Source organism: Mesorhizobium sp. f-mel, from assembly GCF_053850215.1.
Genome location: NZ_JBSPTO010000018.1, coordinates 19,000 through 44,758 on the forward strand (window position 1 = coordinate 19,000; position 25,759 = coordinate 44,758).

General features: G+C 63.9%; 22 protein-coding genes, 1 tRNA gene and 1 pseudogene. 12 read left to right on the forward strand and 12 right to left on the reverse strand.

Features of this window, described 5'->3' with window-relative positions; genetic code table 11:
* The first annotated feature begins 327 nt into the window (after positions 1–327).
* The 5 genes from ACWUKX_RS20620 (at position 328) to ACWUKX_RS20640 (ending at position 4,972) form a co-directional block, all read left to right on the forward strand.
* Entirely contained in the window at positions 328–1,347 is a 1,020-nt protein-coding gene (locus ACWUKX_RS20620) for a glucokinase (RefSeq protein WP_456008685.1), read from the forward strand.
* A gap of 127 nt (positions 1,348–1,474) precedes the next feature.
* Positions 1,475–3,328: an ABC transporter ATP-binding protein gene (locus ACWUKX_RS20625; RefSeq protein WP_456008686.1), complete on the forward strand. Its 1,854-nt coding sequence runs from the start codon at positions 1,475–1,477 to the stop codon at positions 3,326–3,328.
* On the forward strand, positions 3,325–4,167 hold the full coding sequence (gene dapB, locus ACWUKX_RS20630; protein WP_456008687.1) for a 4-hydroxy-tetrahydrodipicolinate reductase: 843 nt from the start codon (positions 3,325–3,327) through the stop codon (positions 4,165–4,167). Before ACWUKX_RS20625 ends, dapB begins: the two co-directional genes overlap by 4 nt.
* Before the next feature lie 32 nt (positions 4,168–4,199).
* A complete protein-coding gene (locus ACWUKX_RS20635) occupies positions 4,200–4,820 on the forward strand; it encodes a 2,3-bisphosphoglycerate-dependent phosphoglycerate mutase (RefSeq protein ID WP_127208631.1) in 621 nt (206 codons plus the stop codon).
* A gap of 67 nt (positions 4,821–4,887) precedes the next feature.
* Positions 4,888–4,972 (forward strand) — tRNA-Leu (locus ACWUKX_RS20640).
* A gap of 137 nt (positions 4,973–5,109) precedes the next feature.
* Here the strand turns inward: ACWUKX_RS20640 and ACWUKX_RS20645 are convergent.
* Positions 5,110–5,481 (reverse strand): hypothetical protein, encoded by a 372-nt coding sequence (locus tag ACWUKX_RS20645; RefSeq protein WP_456008688.1) that lies wholly within the window; start codon positions 5,479–5,481, stop codon positions 5,110–5,112.
* On the opposite strand from ACWUKX_RS20645, the pseudogene ACWUKX_RS20650 reads away from it, so the two are divergent.
* The 3 genes and pseudogenes from ACWUKX_RS20650 to ACWUKX_RS20660 all read left to right on the forward strand — a co-directional run.
* Positions 5,441–5,548 (forward strand): annotated as a pseudogene (locus tag ACWUKX_RS20650) (L,D-transpeptidase); the annotation flags it as partial. The gene ACWUKX_RS20645 and the pseudogene ACWUKX_RS20650 overlap by 41 nt on opposite strands.
* A gap of 175 nt (positions 5,549–5,723) precedes the next feature.
* Positions 5,724–5,942, forward strand: a complete 219-nt coding sequence (locus ACWUKX_RS20655; RefSeq protein ID WP_456008689.1) for a hypothetical protein — start codon at positions 5,724–5,726, stop codon at positions 5,940–5,942.
* A gap of 227 nt (positions 5,943–6,169) precedes the next feature.
* Positions 6,170–6,409, forward strand: coding sequence for a hypothetical protein (locus tag ACWUKX_RS20660; protein ID WP_127208630.1), 240 nt, complete (start codon positions 6,170–6,172; stop codon positions 6,407–6,409).
* A 98-nt stretch (positions 6,410–6,507) separates the two neighbouring features.
* Here the strand turns inward: ACWUKX_RS20660 and ACWUKX_RS20665 are convergent, their stop codons facing one another.
* Positions 6,508–8,568: a transcriptional regulator gene (locus ACWUKX_RS20665; RefSeq protein WP_456008690.1), complete on the reverse strand. Its 2,061-nt coding sequence runs from the start codon at positions 8,566–8,568 to the stop codon at positions 6,508–6,510.
* 227 nt (positions 8,569–8,795) lie between these two features.
* Between ACWUKX_RS20665 and ACWUKX_RS20670 the strand changes: the two genes are divergently transcribed.
* Both ACWUKX_RS20670 and ACWUKX_RS20675 read left to right on the forward strand, forming a co-directional pair.
* A complete protein-coding gene (locus tag ACWUKX_RS20670) occupies positions 8,796–9,884 on the forward strand; it encodes a PLP-dependent cysteine synthase family protein (protein WP_456008691.1) in 1,089 nt (362 codons plus the stop codon).
* 21 nt (positions 9,885–9,905) lie between these two features.
* Positions 9,906–11,402 carry a pyridoxal phosphate-dependent decarboxylase family protein gene (locus tag ACWUKX_RS20675; RefSeq protein WP_456008692.1) on the forward strand — a complete coding sequence of 499 codons (1,497 nt, stop codon included), beginning with the start codon at positions 9,906–9,908 and terminating at the stop codon, positions 11,400–11,402.
* 48 nt (positions 11,403–11,450) lie between these two features.
* Here the strand turns inward: ACWUKX_RS20675 and ACWUKX_RS20680 are convergent, their stop codons facing one another.
* The 10 genes from ACWUKX_RS20680 to ACWUKX_RS20725 form a co-directional block, all read right to left on the reverse strand.
* Positions 11,451–13,094 (reverse strand): ABC transporter substrate-binding protein, encoded by a 1,644-nt coding sequence (locus ACWUKX_RS20680; RefSeq protein ID WP_456008693.1) that lies wholly within the window; start codon positions 13,092–13,094, stop codon positions 11,451–11,453.
* Between the two features lie 416 nt (positions 13,095–13,510).
* Positions 13,511–14,503: an alpha/beta hydrolase gene (locus ACWUKX_RS20685; protein WP_456008695.1), complete on the reverse strand. Its 993-nt coding sequence runs from the start codon at positions 14,501–14,503 to the stop codon at positions 13,511–13,513.
* A 27-nt stretch (positions 14,504–14,530) separates the two neighbouring features.
* Positions 14,531–15,211, reverse strand: a complete 681-nt coding sequence (locus ACWUKX_RS20690; RefSeq protein WP_287331090.1) for an isochorismatase family protein — start codon at positions 15,209–15,211, stop codon at positions 14,531–14,533.
* 337 nt (positions 15,212–15,548) lie between these two features.
* The gene (locus ACWUKX_RS20695) at positions 15,549–16,853 is read right to left on the reverse strand and encodes a M24 family metallopeptidase (protein ID WP_456008696.1); all 1,305 of its coding nucleotides are present in this window, start codon (positions 16,851–16,853) and stop codon (positions 15,549–15,551) included.
* A gap of 143 nt (positions 16,854–16,996) precedes the next feature.
* Complete coding sequence (locus tag ACWUKX_RS20700; RefSeq protein ID WP_456008698.1) at positions 16,997–17,971, reverse strand: GlxA family transcriptional regulator; 975 nt, start codon at positions 17,969–17,971, stop codon at positions 16,997–16,999.
* A gap of 199 nt (positions 17,972–18,170) precedes the next feature.
* Entirely contained in the window at positions 18,171–19,352 is a 1,182-nt protein-coding gene (locus ACWUKX_RS20705; RefSeq protein ID WP_456008699.1) for a cystathionine gamma-synthase, read from the reverse strand.
* Positions 19,349–20,806 (reverse strand): pyridoxal-phosphate dependent enzyme, encoded by a 1,458-nt coding sequence (locus tag ACWUKX_RS20710; RefSeq protein WP_456008700.1) that lies wholly within the window; start codon positions 20,804–20,806, stop codon positions 19,349–19,351. Before ACWUKX_RS20710 ends, ACWUKX_RS20705 begins: the two co-directional genes overlap by 4 nt.
* Positions 20,807–21,014: 208 nt before the next feature.
* Positions 21,015–22,364 carry an FAD/NAD(P)-binding protein gene (locus tag ACWUKX_RS20715; RefSeq protein ID WP_456008701.1) on the reverse strand — a complete coding sequence of 450 codons (1,350 nt, stop codon included), beginning with the start codon at positions 22,362–22,364 and terminating at the stop codon, positions 21,015–21,017.
* Between the two features lie 37 nt (positions 22,365–22,401).
* Positions 22,402–22,854 (reverse strand): RrF2 family transcriptional regulator, encoded by a 453-nt coding sequence (locus ACWUKX_RS20720; RefSeq protein ID WP_456008702.1) that lies wholly within the window; start codon positions 22,852–22,854, stop codon positions 22,402–22,404.
* A gap of 441 nt (positions 22,855–23,295) precedes the next feature.
* The gene (locus tag ACWUKX_RS20725; protein WP_456008703.1) at positions 23,296–23,481 is read right to left on the reverse strand and encodes a hypothetical protein; all 186 of its coding nucleotides are present in this window, start codon (positions 23,479–23,481) and stop codon (positions 23,296–23,298) included.
* Positions 23,482–23,765: 284 nt separating this feature from the next.
* On the opposite strand from ACWUKX_RS20725, the gene ACWUKX_RS20730 reads away from it, so the two are divergent.
* Both ACWUKX_RS20730 and ACWUKX_RS20735 read left to right on the forward strand, forming a co-directional pair.
* Positions 23,766–24,125, forward strand: a complete 360-nt coding sequence (locus ACWUKX_RS20730; RefSeq protein ID WP_029348050.1) for a septal ring lytic transglycosylase RlpA family protein — start codon at positions 23,766–23,768, stop codon at positions 24,123–24,125.
* A 233-nt stretch (positions 24,126–24,358) separates the two neighbouring features.
* Positions 24,359–25,636, forward strand: coding sequence for a polyhydroxyalkanoate depolymerase (locus ACWUKX_RS20735; protein ID WP_456008705.1), 1,278 nt, complete (start codon positions 24,359–24,361; stop codon positions 25,634–25,636).
* The last annotated feature ends 123 nt before the right edge of the window (positions 25,637–25,759 follow it).

Consider the following 25,759-nt stretch of genomic DNA (forward strand, 5'->3'; position numbering starts at 1 on the left):
TGATCGATCTTCTGGAATCCTGCTCTAAAGGCGTTCAACGCAGCAGCGCTCGAAGATCGCGGCATGGATACTAGGGTCTCCGCGACGTCGCTTCGCTCCTGCTCCGCCCTAGGATCCATGCCGATACAGTGGTCGAGGAGTGCAGCGATCCGGGTTGCCCGCAGGCATGCCTTCGTCCCGGTTCGGCCTGACCTGAGGCCACATCCGACCCCATCCTGCTCCGAATCCTGGCCGCCTCATTTCGAAAACCGATTTCCCTTTCCCGGGTCATGCGCTAGTCAACGAAAGGACGGCGGAACGCCACTGGGAACCGGGACGGACGAGAGCATGCCAGGCGACGACGACACAGCGCTGCAGTTTCCGGTTCTGATCGGTGACATTGGCGGCACCAACGCGCGCTTTTCAATCGTGCTCGACGCGAACTCGGAACCAACCGAACCACAGATCGTCCAGACCGCCAATTTCAACACGATCGACGAGGCGATCCAGGCGGCGGTTCTCGACCGCTCGTCGGTCCGGCCCAACTCCGCTGTACTGGCGGTGGCCGGCCCGGTCGACAGCGACGAGATCCCGCTCACCAACTGCCCGTGGATCGTCAAGCCGAGAAAGATGTTTGCCAGCCTCGGCCTCAGCGACGTCGTGGTGCTCAATGATTTCGAGGCGCAGGCGCTGGCCGTGGTGGCGCTCGGCGAAGAGCATATGGAAAAGATCGGCGGCGATGCGCCGGAGCCCAATGCCGGACGGGTTGTGCTCGGTCCCGGAACCGGGCTTGGCGTCGCCGGCCTGGTCCACGCGCTGAACCACTGGATACCGGTGCCCGGGGAGGGGGGACACATGGATATCGGGCCGCGCTCGCCGCGCGATTTCGAGGTCTTTGTGCATATCGAGAAACTCGACGGCCGCATCTCCGGGGAACAGATCCTGTCCGGCCGCGGCCTGGTCAATGCCTATCGGGCGGTCGCCAAGGCGGACGGCAAGCCGGCCCCATTCACCACGCCGGCCGAGGTCACCGCTGCGGCATTGGCGAAGTCAGATCCAGTGGCCGAGGAAGCGCTGGCGATGTTCGTCACCTGCCTCGGACGCACCGCCGGCGACCTTGCGCTGGTGTTCATGAGCCGCGGCGGCGTCTTCCTGACCGGCGGCATTGCGCAGAAAATCCTGCCGGCGCTGAAAACCGGCAATTTCCGCGCCGCCTTCGAGGACAAGGCGCCGCACAGCGAGCTGATGCGCACCATGCCCGTCTATGTGATCACCCATCCGCTGGCAGCGCTTTCCGGCCTTGCCGCCTATGCCAGGAACCCGTCCCTGTTCGGCGTCCAGACGGCAGGGCGGCGCTGGCGGGCTTAGATGACGACCGAAGCCGCGGCGAAGTTTTGCCGGCCTCTGCCATAGGCAAGCCGCCACTAGGGCGCTAAGAGGATTGCCGAATTAGCCCGGCCGCGGAGCCGAACCGACATCACGGAACGATCCCGACTTGAACCAGTCGCCAAACCACCAAGCCAAAGCCCGGCCCGGCGAGATCGTGGCTGTGATCCGCCGCATCATCGCCGAGAACAGCCGCGACTATCGCTGGTATTATGTTCTGGCCGTTCTGTGCCTGGTGACGGTTGCCGCCACGACCGCCTTCACCGCCTGGATCATGAAGGATGTCGTCGACCAGATCTTCTACGAGCAGCGCGGCGATCTCATCGCGCTGATCTGCGTGTCGATCCTGGGCGCCTTCATGCTGCGCGGGCTGGCCACCTACGGCCAGGCCGTGACACTGGCCAGAATCGGCAACAATCTGGTGGCGCGCTACCAGCGCCGCATCTTCGCTCATCTGATGAAGCTCGGCATCGGTTTCTTCAACGACACGCGCTCGGGACGGCTGGCCGCCCAGATCAACGAGAACGTCAACGGCATCCGCGACCTGCTGTCGATGACGCTGACATCCGTGGCACGCGACGCCGTATCGCTGATCGCGCTGATCGGGGTCATGATCTGGCAGGATCCGATGCTGTCCCTGATGTCGCTGCTGATCGGGCCGCCGCTGATCTACACCGTCGTCTATCTGACCCGCAGAATAAGGCGCGCCACGCGCGAAGCGGTGCAGATCAACTCGCGGCTTATCGGCGCCATGCAGGAAGCAACGCAAGGCATCGCTATCGTCAAGGCCTTCACGCTGGAGGACGAGCTGTCGCGCCGCATCAGCGGTCTTGTCGCCGGCGCCGAGCAGCGGGCAAACCGCATCGCCCGCGTCTCGGAACGATTGACGCCGATCTCCGAAATGCTGGCCGGCTTCGCCGTCGCCGGCGTCATCGCCTATTCCGGCTACCGGGCAGCCGTCGGCGGCCAGCCGCCTGGCGCGGTCTTTTCCTTCATCACCGCACTGATGTTCGCCTACGATCCGGCCCGGCGGCTGGCACGCATGCAGGTCGGCATGGAACGGGCGCTAGTCAATGCCCGCATGATCTACGAACTGCTCGACCTCGAGCCGCAGCAGGGCGACGCTCCAGGAGCGGCGGAAGCGAAGATCAGCAGGGGCGAGGTGCGCTTCAACAATGTGTCGTTCGGCTATGTCGCCGGCGCTCGGGTGCTGCAGGATCTCAGCTTCGTCGCCGCCGCCGGCAAGATGACCGCCATCGTCGGCGCCTCGGGCGCCGGCAAGTCGACGCTGGTGGCGCTTCTGCAGCGTTTCCACGATGTCGAGGCGGGCAGCATCGAGGTCGACGGCCAGGACATTTTAGAGGTGACCAAGCAGTCGCTGCGCCGCTCTATCGCCTATGTCTCGCAGCAGCCCTATCTGTTCGAAGGCACCATTCGTGACAATATCCGCTACGGGCGGCTGAGCGCCAGCGACGCCGAGATCGAGCTGGCCGCACAACAGGCCGAGGCCGACGGCTTCATCCGCCAGCAGCCGCTAGGCTATGACACCCCTGTCGGTGAAGGCGGCCTGACGCTGTCGGGCGGCCAGCGCCAGCGCCTGTCGATCGCCCGAGCGATCGTGCGGCAGGCGCCGATCCTTCTGCTAGACGAGGCGACCTCGGCGCTCGACAACGAGGCGGAAGCGCGCGTCCAGCAGGCGCTGACCCAGGTGATGCAAGGGCGCACGACCATCGTCATCGCGCACCGGCTGTCGACCGTGGTCAATGCCGACCACATCATCGTGCTGGAACAGGGCCGGCTGGTCGAACAAGGCACGCATGCCTCGCTGATGGCCGACCCGCACAGCGTATATGCCCGGTTCCACCGGGTGCAGGGCAACAATGGGCTGGGGCTTGTCGACGACGGCAAGCCAATCCAAACTCCGCTGCGGCGCGCGAAGAAAGCGGTTGGGAGAAATTTATGAGCGGTACGGCCACAAACGACCCCCACGTCAATGAAATGGGCCTGGTGGTGGTCGGCGCGGCCGGCCGGATGGGCCAGGCGCTGATCCGCGCTATCCACACCATCCCGGGCGCCCGCGTCGCCGGCGCGATCGAGCGGGCCGGCTCGCCGCATCTCGGCAAGGATGCCGGCGAGCTTGCCGGCATCGGCAATATCGGCGTGACGATCGGCGACGATCCGCTGCCGGCCTTCGCCAAGGCCGACGGCGTGCTCGATTTCACGAGCCCGGCAGCGACGGTCGAATTCGCCGGCTATGCGGCGCAGGCGCGCATCGCCCATGTCATTGGCACCACCGGCTGCTCGGCGGACGACAATGCCAAGATCGCGGCGGCGGCGCGCCACGCGACGGTGGTCAAGTCAGGTAATATGAGCCTCGGCGTCAATCTGCTGGCGGTGCTGGTCGAGCAGGCGGCGCGTGCGCTCGATGCCGACGATTTCGATGTCGAGATCCTGGAAATGCATCACCGGCACAAGGTCGACGCACCCTCGGGCACGGCGCTGCTGCTCGGCGAAGCCGCCGCCACCGGGCGCGGCATCGACCTTGACGGGAACAGCGTGCGGTCGCGCGATGGCCACACCGGCGTGCGAAAGACAGGCTCGATTGGCTTCGCCACGCTGCGCGGCGGCTCGGTGGTCGGCGACCACTCCGTGGTGCTGGCCGGCACCGGCGAGCGCATCACGCTCGCCCATCACGCCGAGGACCGGACGATCTTCGCCCGCGGTGCGATCAAGGCCGCACTTTGGGCGCGCGGCAGGAAGCCGGGACTGTATTCGATGCGCGACGTGCTCGGACTCGCCTGAGACGATCTGATCCACAAACTGAAGGAGCAAAAATGTCGGGAACTCTCGTGCTCGTGCGCCATGGCCAGAGCGAATGGAACCTGAAGAACCTTTTCACCGGCTGGCGCGACGTCGACCTGACCGAACTGGGCCACGCCGAGGCCAAGGCGGCGGGCGCCAAGCTGAAGGCGCGCGGCATGGAATTCGACATCGCCTTCACGTCGTCGCTGATCAGGGCGCAGAAGACCTGCCAGCATATTCTCGACGCGGTCGGCCAGAGCGATCTCGAGACCATCCGCGACCAGGCGCTGAACGAGCGCGACTATGGCGACCTCTCCGGCCTCAACAAGGACGACGCGCGCAAGAAATGGGGCGAGGAGCAGGTGCATGTCTGGCGCCGCTCCTACGACGTGCCGCCGCCCGGCGGCGAAAGCCTGAAGGACACCGGCGCGCGCGTCTGGCCCTATTATCTGCACGACCTGCAGCCGCATGTGCTGCGCGGCGGCACCGTGCTGGTGGCGGCGCACGGCAATTCGCTGCGCGCGCTGATCATGGCGCTGGACGGCAAGTCGGGCGAGGAGATCGTCAGACTGGAGCTCGGCACCGGCGTCCCGGTCATCTATAAGCTCAACGCCGATTCCACGGTGGCTTCGAAGGAAGTGCTGGAGGACTGAGTCGGCGAGCGGGTTTCAAAAAAGCGCGTTGACACTCACCCCTTGCCCGCCTAAAGAGCCCGCACCAGCCCAGATGGCGGAATTGGTAGACGCGCACGGTTCAGGTCCGTGTTCCGCAAGGAGTGGAGGTTCGAGTCCTCTTCTGGGCACCAAATCCCTTTGTAAGTTCTTGATTCCCGGAAACTGCGGTTTCCGGGATGTCGGTTGTACATTGCCTTGCGAATGACCTCACCCAACAAGGCGTCCTAATACGCCCTACAGTTCGTAAGGCGTGTGCCTGCGAACATCTTCAAAGTTGGGCGCGGCGGCCCGCGTTATGAGCATCTCCCAAACGGAATGTCATCGAGTAGCGTGCGGGGCGGCATGTGACGGCGCTCTCTTTGGCGAATGCATTGTCGCAACCCGGTGCTTGCCGTGACAGATTGTTCCCGTCCCGGTTCATTTCGGCACCGAATCGCGGGGGAAGAAAATGCACAACCGATTTCGGCAGTGCCTGCGGAAAATGTTGGCGGCATTGACGATGCTGGCGGTCCCGGTGCACGCGGCTGATCTCGTCATTGCAAATGCCGAACTGGCCGTCGGGCCAGGCGACGGCAAACATTCTCAAGGTCACCTGAAGCGTCAGGTTCCGCACCGCGGAAGTGCCCGGTAGGATCATCATCGATGGCAACCAGCATTTTCTCTACCTTGTACAGCCGGGTCAGCGGGCCATGCGTTCTCATGCAGGGGCGGCACTTTACAAGGGTGTGTGAAGCCGGGGGTGTGAAGCGGCATTCGGAGAGGGACCAAGCAATGTCGGCAAAACGTGCGGTGAGAACTTCGATCCGGGCAACGGCAATTGGATACTCGGCGGGGGCCTTGAGCGCTTGCGCCAGCGCGCCGCCACCACCGCCTCAGGACCAGATGTCCAAGACCAAAGTCGAGACGGCCCCGGCGGACCTTCAGCTTCTTTGCGCCGACGCAGCCGCCAAGGCTAGCGGCGTCGACAGCACGAAGATACTTCCGGTTTCATCGAGCAAGCTCGATTCCAACACCTATCAGGTCGAACTCGATGCCAGCGGCAAGAAGACAAGCTGCCTTGTCGATACGGAAGGCAATGTCAGATCCGTTCAGCCTATCTGATCCGCTCTGGTCGAAGGATTTGCGGCAATCTGACGATTGCCGCGAGACTGGTGCCGGAAGGGACGACATGGTGGCGATCAGCCTGATTCAGAAGCTCCGAGGAAAGTCCGGCCGACCGCAGCTTGCCTCAACCAACGCCATCATCGTGATTGGCACATTCGGGTGTTAGCTGTACCATTCCTACGCCGGTCGTCGACGTGGCGTGTTCCGGCGAGGGAGAAACGTCCATGTTACAATCAATTTCGCTTGCAGTTTTCCTGGCGGTCGTTCCTGCGACAGCCTTTGCAAATTCATGCCCGACCACTATGGCCGCGATCGACGCGGCGTTGCCGACCGCGACGCTAGCCGAGGCCGATAAGACCAAAGTCAAGGAACTGCGCGCCCAGGGCGAGAAATTGCACGCCGCCGGCGATCACGCAGGATCAGAGGCTGCCCTCAACCAAGCCAAGACGATGCTCGGCATATAGCTGCGATCAACGCGGCTTTCCTGGCCGATTTTCTTGGCCGATTGCCGGGCTTTTGTTCGGTTGTCGGCCGCTGAGGATCGCGGCCTTGACCGGTTGGATCAGCCCAGCCCGATGCGCTTGGCGCCTTGACGGAACATGGCCTCGGCGTCCGGCTCGAAGCGGAAGGTGCCGATGAAATCGTCGGCGCAGTAGTTCGGCAGCGTCTTGCGCAGCGCGGCGGAAAAGTTTCGCGCCTCGTCGATCCGCCCCGCCAGCGCAAGGCAGTGGGCGGCGATCGCCAAGATGATGGCATGGGCGTTGGGTCGGGCGGCTGCCTTCAGCGCCCATTCGGCAGCCTCGTCGAACTGGCCGAGGCGGACATGCGCCATCGCCCTGGCGCCAAGCATGCCGAACAGCAGCGGATCGAACGGGCTCAGATGGCGCGAGTGATCGGATGAACCGATCGCGGCGTTCGGATCGCCCGACTGCGAGTGTACAAACGAAAGCGCGTAGTGGCCGAGCGCAAAATTCGGGCTGAGGTCGACGGCCCGTTCCAGCTCGACCAGGGATCCGTCCTGCTCGCCGCGCAGCCACAGCGCCCGGCCCATGGCCCAGTGGGCGGCCGGATTGTGATCGTCGACCAGAAGACTTTGGCCGGCCGCCTCGAACGCGAGCGCGCTTTCCCTGTCGCGGTCTCCCCAGCGCTGAAAGGCGTTCTGCCAATGGGTGAACGACAGGCCGGCATAGGCACGGGCGAAGGTCGGATCCAGCCTCAGGGCCATGTCGAAGAAATGCCGGGCCTGTTCGTTTTCCGTGCGGGTGAAGCGATACATATGCCAGAGGCCGCGATGGTAGGCCTCCCAGGCGTTCAGCGAGTTGGGGGCTTTCAGCATGGCGCGGTTGCGCTCGACCATCTCGATCTCGGCCGAGATCGACGAGACGATGCTGTTGCCGATATCGTCGAGGATGGCAAAGATGTCGTCGGGCCTGCGTTCGAACGTCTCGGCCCAAACGATCCTGGCCGTGCGCACCTCGACAAGTTCGACGCTGACCACGACGCGGCCTGCCTGGCTGCGCACCGTGCCGGTGGTCACATAATCGACGTTGAGCCGCCGGCCGGCATCTTCTGGCGCGATGTTTTTTTCCGACAGCGCAAAGACCGAGCCGCGGGCGATGACGAAGAAATCCCGGAGCTTCGCCAAACGGGTGATGATGTCGTGGGTCAGGCCGTCGGCCAACCCGCCGCGAGAGGGGCCGCCGCGAGAGAGGCCGCCGCGAGGGTCGCCGACAGCCGCCTCCTCGACAAACGGCATTATCGCGAGTGAGGCCTTGCACGATGCAGCAACACCGGAATCGGGCAGCACAATTGACGCGTGCGGGGCAGCGGGCACAATTGCCGGTCGCACCCGGAGCGTCGCGGCAGGTCGCTCGCTGCGGATCGTCCGCCATGCCTCACGAACGGGTCCAAAATCCAGATCCTCCGAAGCAAACAGCTTCGCCGCCGAAGCGAGATGTTCCTCGCATGCGGCGATCTGGCCGCGCTGCGCCAACCTTGCCAGAAGAGCCACATGCGCACGCCCGTCGAACGGAGCGAGTTCCACCCACTTTTCCAGATGCGCTGACATTTCGTCGGCATCCGCCGGAAGCTTGTTGACGAGATGTTCCAGAATGGCGGCATGCCACGAGCGGAAGCGGCGGCGTTGCGCGATCAGCCAGCCGTTGAAATGCGGGTTGCGGTCGATCTCCAGCCCGTCGAGGAAATCGCCGACGAATAGTCCGGACAGGGCCTGCAGCCGCTGCAGATCGAGCGTCTCGATTCCTCCAGCGGCGGCCGAAGCGATGTCGACGGCATCGACGGAAACCCCTTTCAGATCAAGCTCGATCGTGTCGCCAGGCGTTTCGATCCTGCGGCGATCCGGTTCGTCGAGAATGCCCCTGAGCTTACTGAGGCACCAGCGAAGCTCTCCCCTCGGATCGTTCGGCACATCCCACAGCAGCTCGCACAGACGGCTGCGGCCGACGGCATGCGGCGCAAGCGCCAGATAGGCGAAGAGCGCGCGCAACTTGCGCGATGCCGGCAGTTGCACGGTGGCGCCGTCGCGGATGACCGTCAGCGGTCCGAGCAGCCGCACGGACAGCCCGGCCGTTGCGCCGTCCAGGCTCGATCGAGCGGATTCCACGTGCCTTTCCACGCTTGCTCCCACGCTGGCCAGTTGTCCTCTGTTCTACCATCGAAAGCGATAGAGTGCATCCGGCAACGAATTTCCGCGCCGGACGTCGGCATTGCCGTCTTTCCCGGCCGCATTGCCGACACAGGCACCTTACCGCGGCAAGGTCTCGAAACCTCGCCGCCCAAGCCGCCGGTTTGTAACCGGCTCGTGACGACAACAAAAAGAGGAGAGCAGACATGTTGCAGCAACGGAAAATCAGAACCACGGCGGGGCGCGGCCGCCTGTTCGACAGCATTATCGACACGGTCGGCGATACGCCGGTGATCAGGGTCAACAATCTCGGCCCCGATCATGTGACGATCTATGTGAAGGCCGAGTTCTTCAATCCGGCGGCGTCGGTGAAGGACCGGCTGGCGCTCAACATCATCGAGGAGGGCGAGCGCAGCGGCGCCCTGAAGCCGGGCCAGACGGTCGTCGAGGCGACCAGTGGCAACACCGGCATCGGGCTGGCGATGGTCTGTGCGCAAAAAGGCTATCCGCTGGTGGTGACGATGGCCGACAGTTTCTCCATCGAGCGCCGCAAGCTGATGCGCATGCTGGGAGCCAAGGTGGTGCTGACGCCGCGCGCCCAGAAGGGTTTTGGCATGTACAACAAGGCGGTGGAACTCGCCGAGGCCAATGGCTGGTTCCTGGCCCGCCAGTTCGAGACCAAGGCCAATGCCGCCATTCACGAGGCGACGACGGCGCGAGAGATCATCAACGACTTCGCCGGATCGCGGCTCGACTGCTTCGTCACCGGCTACGGAACCGGCGGCACCGTCGTCGGTGTCGGGCGCGTGCTGCGCCGTGAGCGTCCCGAAACCCGGATCGTGCTGGCCGAACCCGCCAACGCCCAGCTCATCGGCAGCGGCAAGGCGCAGGAGCGCGGCGCCGACGGCGCGCCGGCCGCCAGCCATCCGGCGTTCGAGCCGCACCCGATCCAGGGCTGGACGCCGGATTTCATCCCGGACGTCTTGCAGGAGGCGGTCGATGCCAGCCTCTATGACGAGGTGGTGCCTGTCCCCGGGCCCGAGGGCATCAAATGGGCCAAGGCGCTGGCGCAAAAGGAAGGGATTTTCACCGGCATCTCCGGCGGAGCGACTTTTGCTGTGGCGCGCCAGATCGCGGAGAAAGCCGCACCCGGCTCGGTGATCCTGTGCATGCTTCCCGACACCGGCGAACGCTACATGACGACGCCGCTGTTCGACGGCATCGAAGCCGAGATGGACGCCGACGAGATCGCGCTGTCGCGTTCGACGCCGGGATGCCAGTTCCCGGCCGAATGATTGCAATCGGGAGCGACGCGGATGGACGCCATGCTGATGGCCGCCGGCACTGCCGGTATGGTTGCCGAAGAAACGCTCGACCCGGTCGACTGGGCCGATGTGCAGGCGCTGTCGCACCGGATCGTCGACGATGCCGTCGACTATCTGCGCGATGTCCGGGAACGCCCGGTGTGGCAGGACATCCCGGCGGAGGTGAGGGAATTCTTCGCGGCACCGCTGCCGCGGTCGCCTCAGCCGCTCGCCCAAGTCTATGGCGAGGTCACCCACAAGGTGATGGTCTATCCGATGGGCAACATCCATCCGCGCTTCTGGTCCTGGTATATGGGATCGAGCAATTTCACCGGGGCGCTCGGTGATTTCCTGGCGGCGATCCAGGGCTCCAACCTTGGCGGCGGCAACCATGCCGCCGCCCTGATGGACAGCCAGGTCGTCGACTGGTGCAAGCAGATGATGGGCTTTCCCCAATCGGCCAGCGGCACGCTGGTCAGCGGCGGCTCGATGGCCAACATCATCGGCCTGACGGTGGCACGAAACACCAAGGCGGGCATCGACGTGCGCGAGCATGGCGTTGCCGCCATCGAGAAGCCGCTGCGTTTCTATGGCTCGGATCAGCTTCACTCCTGCCACCGCAAGGCGGTGGAAGAACTCGGCCTTGGCAACCGAGCGCTGCGGCGCATCCCAACGGATGCCGGACTGCGGATCGACATCGACGCCTTGCGGTCGGCGATTGCCGAGGACCGCAAGGCGGGTTTTCGGCCGGCCTGCGTGATCGGCACGGCAGGCACCGTAAACACCGGAGCGATCGACGACCTGCAGGCACTTGCAAGACTGGCGGCGCAAGAGGACCTCTGGTTCCATGTCGACGGCTGCATCGGCGCCCTGATCGCCATCGCACCGGAAAATTCCCATCGTGTTGCCGGCATCGAGCACGCCCACTCCATCGCGCTCGATCCGCACAAATGGCTGCACGCTCCATTCGAGGTCGGCTGCGCCCTGATCAGGGATGCCTCGGCCCATCGCAATACGTTTGCGGTGACGCCGGAATATCTGGAATCGACGCCGCGCGGTCTCGCCTCCGGACAATGGCTGCATGATTTTGGCCTACAGACGTCACGCGGTTTCAGGGCGCTGAAAGTGTGGATGGCGCTGAAGGAGCACGGCATCGAGAAATTCGGCCGCCTGATCGACCAGAACATCGCTCAGGGACATTATCTCGGCACGCTGATCGAGGCCGAGCCGCTGCTGGAACTGGTCGCGCCACCGAGCATCAACATCGTCTGTTTTCGCTATCGTGGCGACGGGATTACGGGAGAGCGGCAAAAGGCGATCAACACCGAAATCATGCTGAGGCTGCAGGAAGAAGGCATCGCAGCCCTTTCGGATACGACGGTGCACGGCCAGCATTGCCTGCGGGTGGCGATCAACAACCACCGCACCCGGCGCGACGATTTGGACCTGCTGGTGCGGGAAACAGTGCGGCTTGGGAACGAGATACTGAGGCTTGGGATCGCCGGCTGACGCCGGCATTCCGTTGTTGGCGCCGGGCTTTCCGCTCCGGCGACGAGGTCAGGCGTCGAGCCAGACCTTCTCAAAATGCTGCTCGAGCGACTGGTGCTGCTCGCAGCCATGCACGCCCTTGCGATAGGTCCGGTAGACCGAGCGCCAGTAGGGCTGGATGATGACGCCGGAGTCGCGCAAATTCTGTTCAATCTTGGCCATGATCTCCTTGCGGGCGCCGGCGTCGGGTGTGGCCAGCGCCTTGTCGAGCAAGGCGTCGAACTCCGGATTGGCGTAGGCGGTCTCGTTCCACGCGGCGCCGGATCTGTAGGCCAGCGCCAGCACCTGGACGCCCAGCGGTCGGCCGAGCCACTCGGTGCAGGAGAAGGGATATTTGCTCCAGTCGTTCCAGAACGTCGCCGCCGGCAGCACGGTGCGTTTGACCTTCAGCCCAGCGTCGCGCATCTGCGCGGCGATGGCGTCGCCGGTGTTCTTCTGCCAGTCGACATCGACGGAGATGAGCTCGAATTCGTGGTCTGACTTGCCGGCCTCGGCAAGCAACTCCTTGGCTTGATCTACATCGCGGACGGCCGGGCCGATATCGGCGTATTCGGCATGCATCGGCCCGACATGGTGGTTCTCGGCCGGCTTGCCGCGGTCGTCCATGCCGATCTTCAGGATTGCGCTGTTGTCAACGGCGAGCTGGGCGGCGCGCCGCACCCTGATGTCGTCATAGGGCGGATTACCGACGTTGAAACGCGCGACGATGGTCGAGCCGGTGGCAAGTTCCGAATTGCTCAGATCCATGGCGTCCGTTTGCGACACAGTGTCGGCGGCGGTTTCGTGGTTGGTGTCGATCTCGCCCGATTCAAATGCCGAGAACATCGCATTGGGATCGGAGCCGTAGTCGACCCATTGGATGCCGTCGAGATAGAAGTCGCCTTTCCACCATGACTTGTCCTTGCGGCGGACCTCGGCGCCGACCTCGGCGTCCCATGCCACCAGTTCGCAAGGTCCAGTGGTGATCGCCAGCGCCTTCAGCGGATCGCCGTCGCCGTCGTAGCTGCGATGCATGATCAGCGCCGGATAGTCGGTCATGCCGGCAATCAGCGATATGTCGGGCTTCGGCAGATTGAGCCGGACGGTAAAGTCGTCGACACGTTCGATGCCGCCGTCGACCGGCTTCTTGGTGGCGGCGTCGACCAGCGCCCCCATGCGCTCGGCGACCGAATTGCCGGCAACGCCGGCATCGCACCAGCGCGTGAGATTGTGGACGACATCGTCGGCGTTGAAGGTGTCGCCGTTCGACCAGGAGATGCCCTTGCGGATGTGCAGCGTGAGCACACGCGCGTCGTCGCTGGTCTCCCAGCTCTCGAGCAGCCACGGCTCGAAGGTGAAATCGCGATTCCAGCGCACCAGATATTCGTTGCACTGGCGGGCGACGTTGGACATCTCGACGCCGTCGAAGGTTCGCGGGTCCTTCCAGCCCTTGACGTTCATGGCGACGCGCAGGACGCCGCCGCGCCTCGGCTCTTCGGCCGCCCTGGCAGGCGAGGGCGCAAGCCCGCCGAGCGCCAGCGCGCCGGCGGCGCTGACGCCAAGTGCGGCCATGGTGGCGAGATACTCGCGCCGGTTCATGCCGCCCTTCTTGAAGCCCTCCGCGACGGGCTCAGCCTGCGGATGCAACGCTCTGTCGGTCAGCATGAACTTCATTGTCGAATCCTCCCTGTCGGCGCCCGGTCGACCGCGTCGCGGGGCGGATGCGGTCGGCCCGGCGCGCCTTTGGCCATGGGCAATGATAGTGCGGGCTTGAGTGGAGAAGTGTTCGGGTTTCCGCAGTTGTTGTGCGCTGTTCCGCAGGGGCAATGAAACAGAGAGGGTCAATATGAGGCAGTTGAGTCACACAAAAGTGGGCATCCGACTCATATTGGAAATGATCAACTGTCGATCTCGGCGCTGCCCCTCAACCCCCTGCCGGGGCCTTTCCCCGTAAAGGACGGGGAGAAGGGGCTTGGCCGCAACGATGGCGATCCCCTCTCCCCGTTGTTCACGGGGAGAGGGTAAGGGGGTGAGGGGCAGCGCCAACGCTCTGGTGACGGCGAAGGGGGCAAATCACACCAGCCTTGTCACTACAACCACTCGCCCTTGCCAAGCGTGGCGATGGCGGCGACGAAGCGGGTGAACGCCTCGCTGGCCCGCGGCACGGTTTTGCGGGCGCGCATGAAGCTGTGCACGAGGCGCGGCTCTTCGTACCACCAGGCGCTACCGCCGGCGGCAAGGATGCGGTCGCGATAGGCTTCGCCGTCCGACGACAGCGGGTCGAATTGCGCGGTGACGACGACCGTCGGCGGCAGGCCAGAGAAATCACTGTCGCGCAGCGGCAGGAAGGTCGGGTCGGCTGGTGACTGGTTCTTGCCGGAGCGGACCTGCCTGTAAAATTCGATGTCGCTGAGTGTCAGCAGCGGCGCCTCGGCGTGCTCGACATAGGAGCCGGCGCTCTCTTTGCCGCCTGGCTCCGGACCACCCAGATCGGGATAGATCAGCACCTGGCCGATTGCGGGGCGGATATGATGGCGCGTCGCATGCGCCACCCCAGCGGCAAGATTGCCGCCGGCGCTCTCGCCGCACAGCACGATCGGCAGGCCGGCTGTCGCCGCCGCCCATTCGAACACCGCCAGCGCATCGTCGAATGCGGCCGGATGCAGATGTTCGGGTGCCAACCGGTAGTCGGCGGACAGCACGGCAAAGCCGGTGTCGGCGCAGATCTCGGCGCAGATGTCGTCATGGCTGTCGAGCCCGCCAAGCACGAAGCCGCCGCCGTGATAATAGACGACCATCGCTTGCGGCGCCTTGCCCGCGAGCTGGTAGCGCCGGATCGGGATCGCATGGCTGCCGGCGGCAACCGTGCCGTCGCTGGCTTCGACACCTGCGGGAATGCCTGCGTGGAACGCCCGGCACATCGCGTCATAGACCGACCGCTGCTTGTCGACCGGCAGGTCCATGCCGGGCGGATACCATGCATTGACCCGGTCGATATAGGTCCACAGCGCCGGGTCGAGCAGCGTCGCGTATTTTCCGCGCTTTGCTGTCTCGGGCTTTGCGGCATCGCTGACCATCGCCATCCGGTCCCACCAAATCCGCTGGAAGCGTCAGAGCTCTTCGTAGAGCTGGGCCGCGTTTTCATAGGTAAAGCGCAAAGGCACCGAGCCCACGACCTGCCATGCATCGACCGTCTCGCCTGCCATCAATCGGCAAGCGCCTTCGGTCGTGGTCACGGCGCCGCCATAGAGCCGGTTGGCAAGGTTGAGGATCGCGGTCTGGTGCATCGCCGTGCTGCCGCTGCCGCAAGCATCCTTGACCAAAAGCACGCGAAAGCCTGACGATACCGCATCCCTGACGGTGGCGTCGATGCAGGCCTCGGTCCACACGCCGGCAACGACCAGCCACTCGATCCCTTTAGCCTTGAGCCGGCCGCCGGCAGGGCCCGCACCGAAGGCGCTGGCCTCAGTCTTGACCAGCATCATCTCGCCGGCGACCGGCGCCACTTCCGGACAGATCGCCGTCAGCGGATCGTCCTTGTCGGAGAAAGCCGACCTGCCATTCGCATCGACTGGATGGAACCGCCGCGCCTCCCTGGTGAGATCGACGATATAGGCCGAATGATAAAGCAGCACATCATTGGCCCGCGCGGTCGCCTGCAGGCGCTGGACGTTAGCGAGAATGTCGCCAAAACCCTCGACCAGATAGCGCTTGTCCTGCCGATGCTCCTCCTGGAGATCGACGAAAACCGCGGCCGCCGTGCCGCGTTCGATGGAAATGGGCGTTTTCATGCGACCGCGCCTGGCTTCCCGGCCAACGCTGTTCCTTTCGGTGGGCTACCGCAAGCCGTGGAGATTGGCTGACGCCTAGGGCGAAGCAGGAGCGAAGCTCCGTCGCGGAGACCCTGGGATCCATGCCGTGACGGCTGTCGAGGAGTGCGGCGGAACAGAATTCCGCACCGCAGCAGCGCTCTGAAGTCACGACATGGATCCTGGGGTCTGCGCCGCGTCGCTGCGCTCCTTGCTCCGCCCCAGGACGACGAAGCGAAGGGTGTTTGCGACAGTCGCCAAAGCGTGCGACCGGTCAAACGCGTCCGGCTATCAAAACTTCTGCGCGAGGGAATGAGCGTCAAACCTGTTTCTCCAGGAAATCGTCTTCATAGGGAAAGCGCGACAGTAGCTCGGTGCCCGTTTCGGTGACCAGGATCTCGTCCTCGAGCTTGACGCCCTCGCGGCCGCCTTTCTCGCCGATATAGCTCTCGACGCTCACCACCATGCCAGGCACGACAAAGCCGTCGCGGCCATAGGTGTGGTAGTCCATGGCATGCGCGATGAACGGCGTCTCGCCATGCATGCCGACGCCGTGCATGACAGACGTATAGCGCTGGTCGACGAAGCGGTCCGGTATCTTCCAGGCCTTTTCGGCAATCTCGCGAAACGCCATGCCCGGCTTGACGATCGAGATGTTGTGCTGAACCTGGTCGTGGGCCATGCGATAGAGCGATTTCTGATAATCCGTCGGCTTGCCCGGCCCGCAGCGGAAGGTGCGCGAGAAGTCCGAATAGTAGCCGTAACAGCCGATCGTATCGGTATCCAGCGCCAAAAGTTCGCCCGGCCTGATCTTGCGGCCGCTGGCTTCGTTGAACCACGGGTTGGTGCGCTGGCCGGAGGTCAAGAGGCGGGTTTCGATGAACTCGCCGCCTTGCCGGATCACTTCGTGATACATGATGGCGAACAGATCGTTTTCGGACACACCGGGCTTGATCGCCTCGCGCACCGAGTAGACGGCGGCTTCGGCGCCGGCCATCGACACCTGCAGGCATTTTACTTCCTCCGGCGTCTTCACTGCCCGCACGGCGAGAATTTCACCTTGGCAATCCCTGACCTCGCAGCCGCGCTTTTCCAGCGCCAGCGCCTGCAGATGGCCGCAGCGGTCGAGGCCGAGCTTCATCGAGCCGCCGCCATGCGCCTTGAGCAGTTCGGCGATCTCGTCGGCGAATGGACCTGCGGTTTCGTCGTCGCGGCCCGACACCGAAGACCACACCAGCTTGGACGGCCGCGCCTCGTCTATCGTGTCGAGCACCATCGAGACATGGTAGCTCTGCGGGTACTCGAACAGCACAATCGGCCCCGATGCAGGGATGAAGAAGTAGCGCGTCGAGTTACGCAGGAAATAGCCGAACATGTTGCGCGAGCCGGTGGCGTAGCGCTGGTTGTAGGGATCGAACAGCACGACGGCGCCATAGCCGGCCTCGCGCATCCAGGCGCGCAGCCTGGCCAGCCGCCCCTTGCGCAGCGCGTCCGCATCGATGAAGGACGGCTCGGTATCGGACAGCCACATGCCGCCGGCCGGGTCGGCCGCCGCCGGGTGGCGCATGCGATCCCTAAAGTCAACGTCCTCGGTGCTGTCGGGGTCGAAAACGACGATGCTCATCGGGTGCCTCCTGGAGGTGGAGAAGATGAGCCATGCGCCGCGCAGAGGCTGTGCGGGATGCCGCAGATGTTGTGCCGGATGCCGCTTGAAGTCGTTCCGTAGCGCTCTACGAGGCCCCCTGTCCCGCCAACGTCTCGCAAGACCTAAAGCCTCCGCGCCACCTTCGGCGCGTGCCCATGCTCCTCCCGAAATGCCCGCGCAAAACTCGACATCGAGGCGAAGCCGCAGGCCAGCGCCACGTCGCGCACCATCAGCGTCGAATGCGCCAGGAGATCGGCGGCGCGCTTCAGCCGCAGGCGGCGGTAATAGCCGTTGGGCGAGATGCTGAGCTCTGAGCGGAAGTTTCGTTCGAGCTTGTCGGAGGAGACGCCCAGCTTCACAGCCAGCTCCGCCATCCCGAGCCGCTCCTCCACCGCATCCTCCATGATGGCGATGGCCGACAGCACCAGTTCGTTCTGGACGCCGGTGCGTAAGCGCAGCGGCATCAGCTTGCGGTCGACGCTGGAGCGCAGTGGGCTGTGCACGAACCATTCGGCGACGCCGGCGGCAAGTTCGGCGCCATAGTCTGATGTGATGATCTCCAGCATCATGTCGAGGCTGCCGACGCCGCCGGCCGAGGTGAAGCGCTTGCGGTCGATGACGTAGAGATCGCGCCTGAGCTCGATATCCGGAAAGGCCTCGGTGAAGGCGGCCTGGCTGGTCCAGTGCAGGGTGCAGGCATGGCCGTCGAGCAGGCCCGCGCGGGCAAGGAAGAACGCGGCATCCGCCACCGCACCGATATGGGCGCCGCCGCGCAGGCTCCTGCGGATCCAGCTCACGGCATTGTCGGCGACGAGATGATCGGCATTGCCGCCCGAGCAGACGACGACGCGGTCGACCTTCGGCGCATTTTCGGCGAAGAAGCCGGGCTGAATGACGACGCCGTTCGAGGCCTCGACCGGCCCCTCGGCGGCGCCGACGATGATCCAGCGGTAGCATTCCCGCTTCGCCAGCACATTCGCCGCGCGCAGCGGCTCGATGACCGAACTGAACGCCATCATCGGAAAGCCGGGGAAGACCAGCACGGCGAAGGTCAGGGGGTCGGCAGCCGTCGGTTGGTGGTGCTGTCGGTTGTTCATTGCTTCGGAGTCAGGCGAACTGAGGCATCGTGGCGCTACAATTCCGCCCAGATGCGGCTCAGGTCAATTACCTATTCCGGAGCGTCGGCGCCGCCCTCATTGCCCTGCCGGGCATTTCTGCCGGCAGGCAGGTGAGGGGCAGCGCCGATATCGACAATTGTCCGTCTCAGCACAAGTCCTCCGACACGACTGCTTCCGCTCAACTCGCCAACGCCTGATCAAGATCCGCAATCAGATCATCGCCATCCTCGATCCCCGCCGACAACCGCACCAGCGAATCAGAAATTCCAATCTCGGCGCGTTTTTGCGCCGGGATCGAGCCGTGCGTCATCAGCGCCGGGTGCTCGATCAGGCTTTCGACGCCGCCGAGGCTCTCGGCGAGGGTGAACAGCTGCGTGTGTTCGAGGAAGCGTTTTGTCCCGAGAAGGTCGCGGTCGAGCTCGACTGTGATCATGCCGCCGAAGGCATGCATCTGGCGCCTGGCGATGGCATGCTGCGGGTGGCTGGTGAGACCGGGATAGATGACCCGGCGGATGTCGGGGCGGCTTTCCAGCCAGTGCGCGATCTTCTGGCCGTTTGACGAATGGCGCTCCATCCTCAGCGCCAGCGTCTTGAGGCCGCGCAGCGCCAGAAAACTGTCGAACGGCCCGGAAATGGCGCCGATGGCGTTCTGCAGGAATTTCAGCCGGTCGGCGAGATCCTTGTTGTCGCCGACCACGGCGACGCCGCCGACCATGTCGGAATGGCCATTGAGGTATTTCGTCGTCGAGTGGACTGATATGTCGATGCCGAGCTCCAGCGGCCGCTGCAGATAGGGGCTGCAGAAGGTGTTGTCGGCGACCGAGAGCACACCTTTGCGCCTGGCCAGTGCCGCGACAGCTTCGAGATCGACGACGCGCAGCAGTGGATTGGTCGGCGTCTCAACCCACAGCAGTTTGGTTTCCGGGCGGATCGCCGCTTCGACCGCGTCAAGATCGGTGAAGTCGACGAAGTCGACCTGGAGGTTGGCCGAGCGTTTGCGCACCCGCTCCAGCAGCCGGAAGGTGCCGCCATAGATGTCGTCGGTGGCGACGACATGGGCGCCGGAATCGAGCAGTTCGAAAATGGTGGCGATCGCCGCCAGACCCGAGGCGAAAGCGAAGGCGGCTGCGCCGCTTTCGAGATCGGCCACCGCGCGCTCGAAGGCGAAGCGGGTCGGGTTCTGGCTGCGGGCATATTCAAAACCCTTGTGCACGCCCGGGCTCTGCTGGCCATAGGTCGAGGTCGCATAGATCGGCACCATCACCGCGCCCGTCGTCGGGTCGTGGCTCTGGCCGCCATGGATCGTGCGCGTCGAGAAGGCCAGACGGTTCCTGCCCGATACGGTGGCTTTGATGGTCATCGTGCGCGGCGCCTCAGATGGTTGATCAGGTCGATGCGGGTTATCAGGCCGATGAATTCGTCGCCGTCGAAGACGATCGCGACCTCGTTGCGGTCAAACACCGGCAGCAGCGCGTCCAGCGTCTGGCTGGCCTGCAGCGTGTGCAAATTGGCGGTCATGGCCGTGCGCACCGGGGCCTTGAAGCGGTCCCAGCGGCTGTCATAGGGGCCTTCGACGTGGGCGAGGATATCGCTTTCGTCGACGATGCCGACCAGCTTGCCGTCGTCCAGCACCGGCAATTGCGAGACATCCGAGCGGCGCATGCGGCCATAGGCGTTGAGCAGGCTTTCGTCCGGGCCGACAGACACGATGTCGCCGGTGCGGTGCGTGCGCATCACCAGATCGCGCAGGTCGCCATGCTGCTCGTGCTCGGCGAGGCCCTGCTCGATCAGCCAGAAGTCGTCGAACACTTTCGACAGATATTTGTTGCCGCTGTCGCAGACGAAGGTGACGACCCGCTTCGGCACGGTTTGCTCGCGGCAATAGCGAAGCGCCGTCGAAAGCAGGGTGCCGGACGACGAGCCGGCGAGGATGCCCTCCTTGGACAGCAGGTCGCGCACCGCCAGCATGCTCTGCTTGTCGGTGATCGAGTAAGCCTTCTTGACCAGCGACAGATCGGCATTGGGCGGCACAAAATCCTCGCCGATGCCTTCCACGGTCCAGCTTCCGGCCTCTTGCATCTTGCCGGTCTTGATCAACGGCGCCAGCACCGAGCCGACCGGATCGGCGAGAATCATCTCGGTCTTCGGCAAGACCTTTGCGAAGTAGCGGCCAAGCCCGGTCAGCGTGCCGCCCGAACCGACGCCGACGACCACCGCGTCGACGTCGCCGTCGAGCTGCGAATAAATCTCGGGACCGGTCGTGGTTTCATGGGCGTCCGGATTGGCCGGATTGGCGAACTGGTTGGCATAGAAGGCGCCGGGCAGCTCGGCGGCGATCTTTTCGGCCATGTCCTGATAGTATTCGGCGTGACCCTTGCCGACATCGGACCGGGTCATGCGCACTTCCGCGCCGAGCGCCCGCAAATGCTGGATTTTTTCGCGCGACATCTTGTCGGGCACGACCAGGATGATGCGGTAGCCCTTGGGGATGCCGACCTGGGCGAGGCCGAGACCGGTGTTGCCGGCGGTCGCCTCGACGATGGTGCCGCCGCGCTTCAGCTTGCCCTGTTTTTCGGCGGCGGCAATCATCGACAGCGCGATGCGGTCCTTGATCGAGCCACCGGGATTCTGGCTTTCGAGCTTGATGAACAGTCGGCACTTGCCGACGTCGAATTTGGTTAGCTCGATGACCGGCGTCTGCCCGATCAGGTCGAGAACCGATGCATAGGGCGGACGCAGACGAGACGATGCACTGTCCGAATGGGCACTGCCCGAGGGGGAACTGTCGGGTGCGGCGATCTTATGCTTGCTCATATCAGATGCTCCATGGTCAAGCGACCGCCTTGGGCAGGCTGTCAGCCTATCGTCTTTTCCAGCCGTTCGCAGTCTGAAAGAAGATAGATCGTGCCAATCCGTTGGCCAGACGGGGAATGGGATTCCAGTCTTCAGCTGCTGGTGGTCTCAACCCAAACACCTTCTGCAGCAATCCTTCCCATCCCCTCTGCCATCAACAGATTCTGCCTCACCCCAGCAACCGCTTGCTCAGACGCGCGCACTGGACGCGGATATCGGGAATGGCGTCGATCTCGAAGAAGGTGCCGCGCGTCAGCGGCCCGACCGCGAGGATCTTGGCCGATACGGTGCCGTCGCTGGCGATGACCTCGCAATTGTCTGATACGTCGAGGCCAAGGCGCAGCGGATCCGGCCGGGCCAGCCCGCGGTCTACCAGCGACCGCACCACGCTGTTCGAGGTGGTCGAGATGTCCCTGGCGATGCCGGTGCAGTCGTAGATGCGGGCGACGTCGCATGTTTCGAGACGCTGCGTGTGGCGCGACTGGATTTGCACGGTGAATTCGTCGCCCGCCGCGATGCCGACGACACGCCCGGCGACAAGCCGGATGCGGCCCGATTGAACCGCCTCGCTGACGCGGGCGTAGACCTGTGGCGCCATGCGATGGCGGTGGATGTCCCACCATGCCTTGGTGTGCTCGACAAAGCGGCGCTTGGCCGAAGACGGCCAGTTCTGCCAGATCTTCTGGTTGAATGGCCTGAGCCCATCGACGACGTCGCGCCAGTCGATGCCGGCCTTCTGGTTTTCCCGGATCAGGTCGCGAAACCAGCCGACAAAATAAGAAAGCTGGGTGCCGAGCGGAATGTCGGCGACGTCGAGCTTGATCGGATTGCCCTTGCGGTGCGGCGAAGGCAGCAGGCCGCGCCGTGACACCGCAATAATCTCACCGCGATGGCCGCGCTGTTCGAGCGACAGGAGCGCATCGACCATGCTCAAGCCGGTGCCCAGCACCAGGACTCGGGCTTCCGGGTCGAGCGCGGTGTCGGCTTCCGATCCCATCCTGATTGCATGGCCCTGGCCGGCGCCCGGCTCCTCGTCGTGCCCGGTCGCCAGCACGGCAAGGTGGGCGACGACGCTGGTGCCGTTGGCCAGCGTCACCTCGGCCCCGGACCCGGTCGGCGAGATCGACAGGCTTTCCTCGCGGACCAGGCGAAGACGCCCCGTCTCGCGAGCCTCGAGCTCGTCCAGCAGCTCCTTCAGGTAGCGGGCATAGACGCTGCGCGGCGCGTAGACCGGCGCCTGCTCCGGGGTTGCCAGGCCGCATTCAAGCAGCCAGCGCCAGAAATTGCCGGGATCGTCGGCATAGGCGCTCATGCCGGCCGCGCTGACATTCAGCACATGCGCCGACAGCAGCGTGGAATAGGCGATGCCCTGGCCGAAATGCGGGCGCTTTTCGATCAGGGTGACACGAAGATCCGGATTGGGCGATTTCAACAGATGCGCGGCAAGGACGACGCCGCTGGCGCCGCCGCCAACGATAACGATAGAATTCGGGACGGTCGAATTTGCGCGCCCGGTCATGAGCGCACCAATTGTCTCGGGAGCCGTCGGTTCCGGCTCAGGCCTGGATTTTCAACGCAGCCGAAAGGTCTTCGTCGCCGGCGATATCGCGCATCTCGGCGAGGCTGCGCTGATCCAGCACCTCGGCGATCGCTTGCCGGACCTCGAGCATCAGATGTCGGACTTGGCATGTCGCCTCGTTGCAGTCTTCACAGCGCTGATACCGGGTGCGGCTGGCGCAGGGAATGGGGGCAAGCGGCCCGTCGAGCACGCGCACGACGTGGCCGATCTTGATTTCATCCGCCGGCCGCGCCAGGCGATAGCCGCCCTCCTTGCCCTTGCGGCTCTGGACGAAACCGGCGTTGCGCAGCTCGACCAGGATGGCATCGAGAAATTTCTTCGGGATGTTGTTTGCGGTGGCGATATCGCCAACAAAGGCGAGCTGTCCAACCGGCAGCCGCGCAAGATGGACGAGCGCCTTGAGGCCGTACTTGCCCTTTTTCGTGAGCATAGACCGAACGTTTTCCTGTCGTGCGATGGCGCAGGGGCAGCGGTTGCGAAGCGCCTGGCGTGCGTCCCACCGCGTCCAAGCCTGTATGACACATAAATTCTAGTAACATGATATACAAGCCGGGCACCGTTGAATTTGCTTCGTTTTCAGCCGTTGAGGCTATTTGCCGGACGTTCTTCCTCCTGCGAGAACGCCAATTGGACAGCCAGCGCTCGACATCATGCTCAGGCGATCGCCGCGATATGGACATCGCTAATCGTTCTCCGGCAATGTTGATAAGACTACTATACTAACCCCGAATACAGGGACCGGTTTTCAAATCCTCGGCCATTCGCAGCATTGATTTGCCCAAGGTGGGCGCAAAACAGGAGATGCTTGTTTGTGGCGGGCGCACATTCGCCGGTCGACCGAACGCCACCAAGCCCTGAGGTGGTTAGAGTGTCAGGGGCGCGAACGGTTCGCCCACACCAGGCCGCCCAGGCCGACCAGCGCAGTGATGATACTGATATAGAGCCATTGCGATTGGCCGGTCATGAAGCTGCCGCCTACGAGGCCGCTGCCCTGCAGCGACCACAGCGCGCCGAGGGCGAGCACGACCAACGCCAGCAGATTCTTGATCAATCTCATCGCCGGAACTTCCTTTCCAAGTCGATCCTCAATTCAGCCATGACCGCGATGGCAAAGCGAAAGGAGGGCGACCCGATCGTATTCGCTTCTGCTTGTATATCGACATCGGATTTCGGGACAAAGACCATCGGGGATACGCGGCGACGCCGAATAACCTCTGACAAAGTGTTTCCCGCCGACTCCAAACGTGTACTGTAGTCATGGAACCGCCAGATGACTGCCGCATTTCGTGCCACATTCGATCCTTAACGGCCGGGTCTGTCAAACGGAGCCACTTGCCACAGATGACGAAACCAAACCGGACCGCGCTTGTCGCGGCGACGATCGCGGCTGGCCTGATGGTCGGCGCATCCACCTCCCCTGCCGCCGCGCAATGCGGCCGCGCCTCCTGGTACGCGCTGTACTCGAAGACCGCTTCCGGCGAGCGGATGAACCCGTCGGCGCTGACCGCCGCGCACCGTACCTTGCCTTTTGGCACAAAGCTGAAGGTGACCAACCGCAAGAACGGCCGCAGCGTCGTCGTGCGCATCAACGACCGCGGCCCGTTCATCAAGGGGCGCGTGATCGATCTGTCGAAGGGCGCCGCCAGGCGGCTCGGCTTCATCAGTTCGGGCCATACTTCCGTGTGCACCGACCGCGTGTGATGCTTGTAGTGTCCGGCCAGAAGCCGGACACGCTCAGCCTCGTTACGCCTTCGCAACCGCACAATAAGCCGGCTGCCGCCGTTCAAGCCGGTTTTCAACAGCTTAGACGAAAGTATCAGCATAAATCACGGCACTTGACGTATTGCATCGCAGCAGTTTGTTGTTAACCTCCCCCGCGAGATTCAAGGCTCGGCACTGCTGTCGTCCCTTCGGTCGCAGCAGCGGGGTTCTCGATGTTTTACCAGTTCTACGAATTGAACCACGCCGCCGTGCAACCGGCCCGCCTCTATGCCGATGCGGTGCGTATGTTCTACACCAATCCGCTCAATCCATTCACGCACACGTCCTGGGGCCGCTCGATCGCGGCAACGGCCGAATTGTTCGAGCGCACGACGCGCCGCTACAGCAAGCCGCAATTCGGCCTGACCAAGACGGTGGTCGACTGGAAAAGCGTCGATGTCACCGAAAAGACCGTGTGGTCGCGGCCGTTTTGCAATCTCCTCCGTTTCGAGCGGGCGGTTCCCGCCGGCCGCCGGCCCGATCCGAAGCTGCTGATCGTGGCGCCGATGTCGGGCCACTATGCGACGCTGCTGCGCGGCACGGTCGAGGCGATGCTGCCCCATGCCGACGTGCACATCACCGACTGGGTCGACGCCCGCATGGTGCCGCTGGCGGATGGCAGTTTCGACCTCGACGACTACATCGACTACATCGTCGACATGCTGCATGCTCTGGGACCCGATACCCATGTCATGGCTGTATGCCAGCCTTCGGTGCCGGTGCTGGCGGCGGTGGCGCTGATGGAAACGCGCGGCGACCCGTTCGTTCCCTCGACAATGACGCTGATGGGCGGGCCGATCGATACCCGCCGCAATCCGACCGCGGTCAACCTTCTGGCCGAGGAAAAGGGCATCGACTGGTTCCGCGAAAACGTCATCATGCAGGCGCCGTGGCCGGTGCCCGGCTTCGGCCGTGAGGTCTATCCCGGCTTCCTGCAGCTTTCGGGATTCATGAGCATGAATCTCGACCGCCACATCACCGCCCACAAGGACTTCTTCATGCATCTGGTGAAGCATGATGGCGACAATGCTGAAAAGCACCGCGACTTCTATGACGAATATATGGCGGTAATGGATCTGACGGCGGAGTTCTACCTGCAGACGGTCGACACCGTGTTTGTCCGCCATGCTTTGCCCAAGGGCGAAATGATGCATCGCCGCGTCGCCATCGACCCCTCCGATATCCGCAATGTCGCCCTGTTCACGGTCGAGGGCGAGAACGACGACATTTCCGGTCTCGGCCAGACCCAGGCCGCGCACGACCTCTGCATCAACATCCCCGCGGACAGGCACGCTCACTACATGCAGCCGGCGGTCGGCCATTACGGCGTCTTCAACGGCTCGCGCTTCCGCTCCGAAATCGTGCCGCGCATCGTCGACTTCATCACCAGCTATGGCCGCCAGACCCGCGTTGCGGTGAGGCCGAAGCTGGTTCGCACCGCCAAAAAGTAAAGATATAGCCTTGTGAGTCCCGGATGGCAGCCCAGTTCAAGTCGACCTGTTGCACAATAGCCGCTGTTTCGGCCGCCCGGGTAACCATGTCGCAAATCTGGCCGTTGGTATAATTGACAGAGA

Coding starts and splice junctions, on each gene's coding strand:
- ACWUKX_RS20700 (WP_456008698.1), bottom strand. CDS start 17,971: ATGAACAACCGACAGCACCACCAACCGACGGCTGCCGACCCCCTGACC.
- ACWUKX_RS20680 (WP_456008693.1), bottom strand. CDS start 13,094: ATGAAGTTCATGCTGACCGACAGAGCGTTGCATCCGCAGGCTGAGCCC.
- ACWUKX_RS20635 (WP_127208631.1), top strand. CDS start 4,200: ATGTCGGGAACTCTCGTGCTCGTGCGCCATGGCCAGAGCGAATGGAAC.
- ACWUKX_RS20675 (WP_456008692.1), top strand. CDS start 9,906: ATGGACGCCATGCTGATGGCCGCCGGCACTGCCGGTATGGTTGCCGAA.
- ACWUKX_RS20645 (WP_456008688.1), bottom strand. CDS start 5,481: ATGATGATCCTACCGGGCACTTCCGCGGTGCGGAACCTGACGCTTCAG.
- ACWUKX_RS20725 (WP_456008703.1), bottom strand. CDS start 23,481: ATGAGATTGATCAAGAATCTGCTGGCGTTGGTCGTGCTCGCCCTCGGC.
- ACWUKX_RS20670 (WP_456008691.1), top strand. CDS start 8,796: ATGTTGCAGCAACGGAAAATCAGAACCACGGCGGGGCGCGGCCGCCTG.
- ACWUKX_RS20705 (WP_456008699.1), bottom strand. CDS start 19,352: ATGACCATCAAAGCCACCGTATCGGGCAGGAACCGTCTGGCCTTCTCG.
- ACWUKX_RS20735 (WP_456008705.1), top strand. CDS start 24,359: ATGTTTTACCAGTTCTACGAATTGAACCACGCCGCCGTGCAACCGGCC.
- ACWUKX_RS20715 (WP_456008701.1), bottom strand. CDS start 22,364: ATGACCGGGCGCGCAAATTCGACCGTCCCGAATTCTATCGTTATCGTT.
- ACWUKX_RS20730 (WP_029348050.1), top strand. CDS start 23,766: ATGACGAAACCAAACCGGACCGCGCTTGTCGCGGCGACGATCGCGGCT.
- ACWUKX_RS20655 (WP_456008689.1), top strand. CDS start 5,724: ATGTCCAAGACCAAAGTCGAGACGGCCCCGGCGGACCTTCAGCTTCTT.
- ACWUKX_RS20720 (WP_456008702.1), bottom strand. CDS start 22,854: ATGCTCACGAAAAAGGGCAAGTACGGCCTCAAGGCGCTCGTCCATCTT.
- ACWUKX_RS20695 (WP_456008696.1), bottom strand. CDS start 16,853: ATGAGCATCGTCGTTTTCGACCCCGACAGCACCGAGGACGTTGACTTT.
- dapB (WP_456008687.1), top strand. CDS start 3,325: ATGAGCGGTACGGCCACAAACGACCCCCACGTCAATGAAATGGGCCTG.
- ACWUKX_RS20685 (WP_456008695.1), bottom strand. CDS start 14,503: ATGGCGATGGTCAGCGATGCCGCAAAGCCCGAGACAGCAAAGCGCGGA.
- ACWUKX_RS20690 (WP_287331090.1), bottom strand. CDS start 15,211: ATGAAAACGCCCATTTCCATCGAACGCGGCACGGCGGCCGCGGTTTTC.
- ACWUKX_RS20660 (WP_127208630.1), top strand. CDS start 6,170: ATGTTACAATCAATTTCGCTTGCAGTTTTCCTGGCGGTCGTTCCTGCG.
- ACWUKX_RS20710 (WP_456008700.1), bottom strand. CDS start 20,806: ATGAGCAAGCATAAGATCGCCGCACCCGACAGTTCCCCCTCGGGCAGT.
- ACWUKX_RS20620 (WP_456008685.1), top strand. CDS start 328: ATGCCAGGCGACGACGACACAGCGCTGCAGTTTCCGGTTCTGATCGGT.